Raw genomic sequence first — 4986 nt, 5'->3', positions numbered from 1 at the left:
GCCTTTGACCGGGGATGTTGTGCAAAGCCTTCCGTCGTACCGTGGCACTCCTGTCGCTGGCGGCGAGCTTCTCGTCAATAAGTCTGCGGGACAACAGATTGGGAGACGGCTCAAGCCTCCCTCGACGACGTACGTTCTGCTCAGTAGTACTGCAAAAGCAACGATAGGACCAGATAGCCGCGTGCACGAGCAGGATCTCGTTGATGCGCTATCCCGGCTCACCGTCGAGTGGCATCTCTAGCGGTGTCACCCCTGGATTTCTTGGCGACCATGTCCGCCTGTGTTGCGGTGGGGGCAATGGTTGTTGGCTCGATGACGCATCTAAGATACCAAGCTGTGCTCGTACAAGACCTGGGAACCCATGGCCTGTGGCGGCAAGCTCACGTACGTCCTATCGCGCGATTGGTCACGACCGCGGAGCTTCTTGCCGCAATTGTCGGTGTCACAGTCCTCGTGCGGAACGCTTCGCCAGCGCAAAACCGCCTAACATTCTTGTTTATCGGAACGCTGTTCTGTGCATTCTCCGTTTATGCCTTCATGCTGGCACATCGCACGCCCGGTGTTCCGTGTGGGTGCTCTGCACTTCAGGTGCCCTCGAGCGGTTGGGTGCTGGCTCGGGCGGTCGGGCTGGCTATGCTATCCCTCGCTGCCGTTATCTGGCCCGACCATGTCATCACGGTGGCGAACCTGGAAGGGGAGGTCGCTCTCTCGGTTGCCGGCGCGGCCTGTCTCGGCATGGTCTGGTGGACGTTGCCATCGGCCATGGCCAGAGTGGACCTTCCGGCACGGGCGGTCGACGGCTGATGAGCTTTGAGGCCACGGCATTCATTCTGACTTGGACTGTGTTGGCGCTTCTAGGCTTAGCGCTGTCCGGCGTGGTGCGCCAGCTACACCTCCTGCAGCAGCGCATCCCCTCCCGGCTGAACCCGGGCCCCCGAATCGGAGCGCCTTTTCCCGATCACCACGGCGCGTCCGCCCGGAGAAATCGTCCATCCGTGCTGCTCTTTGCGAGTGCGTCGTGTCCGCCTTGCCGTGATGTCATTCCCGTGTTCACCGAACTGTCAACCAGTGAAACGTGGGCGGTGTTCGTATTAGTCGCTCCAGACGGCGATGGTTTTGGCAACTCGACTCTGAGCGACGAGCAGGATGATGCCGGCAACCGGGTCGAGATTTGGAAGAACCAGCAGGAGTTGCTGTCGACACTTCGAATCAACGCTCTACCGTACGGCGTGCTAGTTGATCGGGACGGTCGCATCGCTGGTGCGGCTCCATGCGGGTCCGATGCTGCGCTCCGTGGTTTTGTTACCGATATGAGGGAGAAGGTGCTGGCCTCGTGATTCGAGCGGAAGAGATCGTGTCTTATCCCTCTCCAGTGGGTGCAGTCGACCCTGTGGAGCGTCGCGCTGTGTTCCACCTAGATGTTCCCCGGAGAAGCGTTCTCCGAGGATTACTCGGGTTAGGCACCATTCTCGGCCTCAGACTCGTAGGGATATTTCCAGCGGCAAAGGAGGCTCTCGCCCAGTCGGGTTACGACTGGTACCCATACGGAGGGCCGTACTGTCCCACGAGCGGCTCGGACGACTACTACAGATGTGACGCGGGCTGCCACCCGTCGTCTTGGATTTGCGGTGGTGGCGAGTGGGGTCACTGTTGCGATGGTGCTGGCTGGCACCGGAGTGACTGGCCGTACACGCTGGCACAGAACACTTGTGGCGGCCCCTATGAAGGCTGGACTTGGCGTACGCCCTCTTGGTGTTGGGGTGGCGGCTGGGTCTGGTACTGGGACTGCCATGATGGTTATAACCACGGCCACGGTTACCCGTTCCTTGAGATCTGTAAGACCGGGTGGGGTTATGAAGTCTAGAGAGCGTTTTGCACCGAAGTCCACGACGGGTAACGAGGCTCCGGCCGCTCGACCGGCTGGCCTTCCACTTTGGCCCATCGTAACGATGGCCATTGCAGTACTGAGCGCAGCCGCTATGGGTTCGGCCTGGGTCGCCTGGCTTGTCTTCGGCGCTGCATCGGGCTACTCCCTGTCGGGATCGTCGTGAGCATTCAACAGCGCCTTGGCGTTTACCTCGTCAGTTCGGCGGGGCCGGACAGAGCGTGCCAAGACATTGGGGTACTTCATTCTCGGATTGCTCATGGGCGGTACATGCATCGGCCTTTTGTTGTGGCTCGCCTCCGGGTTGTTCCAGCCTCTGCCAGAGGTAGCGCGTACAGTTGCGATCGTTGCTGTCCTGGGATTGGCGATGCTAATCGACTGGGGAGTCCTCAAGCTTGCGCTCCCGCAGAGGGAGGAACAGGTTTCCAGGGAAACCGTGCGCGACGCAGGTCCCTCCTCGATGTTCCGATTCGGTTTCGAGCTCGGGCTGGGCTTTCGAACGTTTGTAACTGCGGCGGTGCCGTATTCGCTTGCCGTGGCGATCATGCTGTTTGTTCACGATCCTTTGCCCGCAATGGCGATCGGCGCAAGTTTCGGTTTGGGGAGGGCGCTTCTCGCCATTGTCCGTTACGGGAAATACGGCCAAACAGATCCTCGCGGGACAGGGTGGAAGAGCCTGCGGTCAGTCAAGAGGTATTGCGTCAGCCTTTCTGCGATGAGCGTCATCGTGGTCCTTACATAGTGCTGCCGGCATCACTACCAGCCAACTCCGAGGTGTCTGAAGTCGAAGGAGGAACCGGATGCGACGACGAGTTGCAATCAGTGTTCTGATCTCAGTGGTGTTTGCTAGTTGCAGTGGTGGCCTTTCTAGCGACAGTCCGCAGTCGGGACAGTCCTTGAGTCAGCCCTCGCCTACCTCCTCACCGGCAGGGGTAACCGGTCCTAGGGCTATCGTGGACCAGGCGGCAGGATTCTCGATGTCACTGCCGGAAGGTTGGCACGAGTTGTCGCTCGCGCCGGACCACTATCCAGAGGTCCAGGCGCTCCTCTCGAGCAAGAGTCTCATGCTTGTCGACCCGGGTGGCCAGATGAAGCTCCTCTACCCGGGGAATGGAGGGCGGCTGTTCGCAATCAATCCAGGTAGTACTTCCAGCGTGTCTGTCCGAACGGTCGATGGAGGGGGAGCTACGGACGTGAGTCAGGTTCCAGGTCCGTCAATTGACGAGCCCCTCAAGCGCCGCGTTCCTGGAATGACTTACGAGCGTTCCGTGCTGGGAGGTCGACCTGCTATTAAGGTGGCTTTCGCCGGAGAGGGAATCAGCGAAAGTCGCTACTACCTCTTGGAGAACGGACGCGAATTTCACTTTACCCTGTCTGGGACGGATCCTGAACTTCGGAGCATAACCGATAGCATACGCTTTTCGTAGACGGCTCGTGATGTGCCCTCACAAAGTTGCGTCATGGACGCGCAATTCAGTCGGTGAGCCGACGAATCATGACTTCGGCCGACGCTCGGCGTTGCAAGAAGGATCGTCAGCTGACGCCAAAGGCGTCTTCGTGAAAACTGCTGGTGAGGGAATATTGTGGCCCGAAATACAGCCGCGTGCCTCACCTACGTCGTGCGCTACCCGCTTGCTCGTGCAGGAACGCGAACCCCGCCCCCGTGCGAGTCGCCGTCGTCCCTGCCTGGATGCAATGAAGCTGTCCGGATCGGCGCCATGTCTTCCGACAGCCCGGGCAGCAGCTCGATGTGCACGCGAGTTGGGTCGAAGCGTGGGACGCCGCGTCGTGCCGGCGAGATTGTTACCTCGGCTACCACCAGACGAACGAGTTCGCGGCGCTGGACAATGTCGGCCGAGGCCCAATACGCCGGAGGGTCGGGGTCGAGGGCCACCCGCTGCTTCGTGGCGAGGTCGATGGCCTTGCGAAGCCGGTCGACCTCTCGTTCGAGCTTCGCCTTCACCGGCCGGTAGCGGCTCTCCGCCAGCACGCCGTGAACGTAGTAGTCGTCATCGAGGGCTTGGAGTCGACCCTGAGCCGAGCCGAGGTCGGCAAGAGCCTGACCCAGTTCACCGTTCGGGGACGTGGAGCCTGCGGCGCCCGCAAGGGCTCGCCGGACCTGCGGCATCACCAGAAGGGCCAGGACGCGTTCGGCCACGACGGCGTCTGCCGCGTCGGCCACGATCGCCAGCTGGTGGCCCGCTCGCCGTCCGGCACAGACGTAACGCTTGGTGTGGTCGTCGCGAGGCCGGGATTGCATGGATGCGCCGCACACGCCGCAGCGGATAAGGCCGGTGAGTAGTCGTTTCGTCGGCGCCCGGAAGTTGGTGGTCCGCTCCGGGTTGAGCAGCACCGCCCGCACCTGTTCCCATGTCGGGCGGTCGAGCGCGGCCTCCCAGACGGCGGGCGTCAGCGACCCGAGTACCTTGCCGCTCGGGTCCACGCCGTGCTCCCGCAGGCCCGCGAGGCGAGCCGACAGCAGCGCCCGGCGCAGTGTCGGTGCGCCCCAGGGTCGTGGTGTCGGGCCCGGCACTCCCCGGCGGTTCCAGTCCCGAACGATCGTGATGAGCCCCTGGCCGGTGAGCACACGGCCGGCCGCCTCCCGCACCAGGTCCCGCTCGGGATCGTTCCGCACGCCCCAGCCCAGCTCGCCGGCGGGCCTGCCCTGTTCGGCGAGTTCCAGGTGCTTGCGCCGTACCCGCCGGCTGCGGTCCTCGCACTCCTTGCCTGCCACCGCTCCGACGATGCGCGCCGCGAGCCGGCCGTCGGGCGTCGTCAGGTCGTAGTCCCCGCCGGTGACGACCGCCAGGCGCACGCCGCAGCGCTCCACCAGGTCGATGAACGTCTCCAGTTCCTTTGGCGAGCGGTGCAGCCGGTCGTTGTGCCACGTCACGATGGCGTCGATGCAACCGGCACGGACCGCTGCGAGCATCCGCTCGTATGCATGCCTCGGCCTCCCGCTGTACGCGGAGACGTCGTTGTCCTCGTTATTCCGATGTCTGCATAGCGAGGATTATGCCGACGCGCGCGTTATGCCGACCCCACAGACGAAGCGGCTGGTCAAAGTGCTGAGCTGGCGGAACTTGTCGGCATAACCGCCG

4 protein-coding genes and 1 pseudogene are annotated in these 4986 nt (G+C 62.7%); 3 read left to right on the top strand and 2 right to left on the bottom strand.

Going from position 1 to position 4986, the window contains the following annotated elements:
- The first annotated feature begins 270 nt into the window (after positions 1-270).
- The 3 genes from ACRDU5_RS12075 to ACRDU5_RS12065 all read left to right on the top strand — a co-directional run bounded on the left by ACRDU5_RS12075 (position 271) and on the right by ACRDU5_RS12065 (position 2627).
- On the top strand, positions 271-804 hold the full coding sequence (locus ACRDU5_RS12075; protein WP_526614768.1) for a MauE/DoxX family redox-associated membrane protein: 534 nt from the start codon (positions 271-273) through the stop codon (positions 802-804).
- Positions 744-1337: a thioredoxin domain-containing protein gene (locus tag ACRDU5_RS12070; protein ID WP_526614769.1), complete on the top strand. Its 594-nt coding sequence runs from the start codon at positions 744-746 to the stop codon at positions 1335-1337. The genes ACRDU5_RS12075 and ACRDU5_RS12070 overlap by 61 nt, the downstream gene beginning before the upstream one ends.
- 915 nt (positions 1338-2252) lie before the next feature.
- A complete protein-coding gene (locus tag ACRDU5_RS12065) occupies positions 2253-2627 on the top strand; it encodes a hypothetical protein (protein WP_526614766.1) in 375 nt (124 codons plus the stop codon).
- A gap of 882 nt (positions 2628-3509) precedes the next feature.
- Here ACRDU5_RS12065 and ACRDU5_RS12060 read toward each other — a convergent pair.
- Both ACRDU5_RS12060 and ACRDU5_RS12055 read right to left on the bottom strand, forming a co-directional pair.
- The gene (locus ACRDU5_RS12060) at positions 3510-4238 is read right to left on the bottom strand and encodes a recombinase zinc beta ribbon domain-containing protein (RefSeq protein WP_526614767.1); all 729 of its coding nucleotides are present in this window, start codon (positions 4236-4238) and stop codon (positions 3510-3512) included.
- Between the two features lie 9 nt (positions 4239-4247).
- Positions 4248-4859: pseudogene (locus ACRDU5_RS12055) on the bottom strand (recombinase family protein); the annotation flags it as partial.
- Between the last annotated feature and the right edge of the window lie 127 nt (positions 4860-4986).

Source organism: Mycobacterium sp. (assembly GCF_050701515.1).
Classification (GTDB): Bacteria; Actinomycetota; Actinomycetes; order Mycobacteriales; family Mycobacteriaceae; genus Mycobacterium.
The sequence above is the reverse complement of the archived record's forward strand: the minus strand, read 5'-3'. Positions and strand labels throughout refer to the sequence as shown.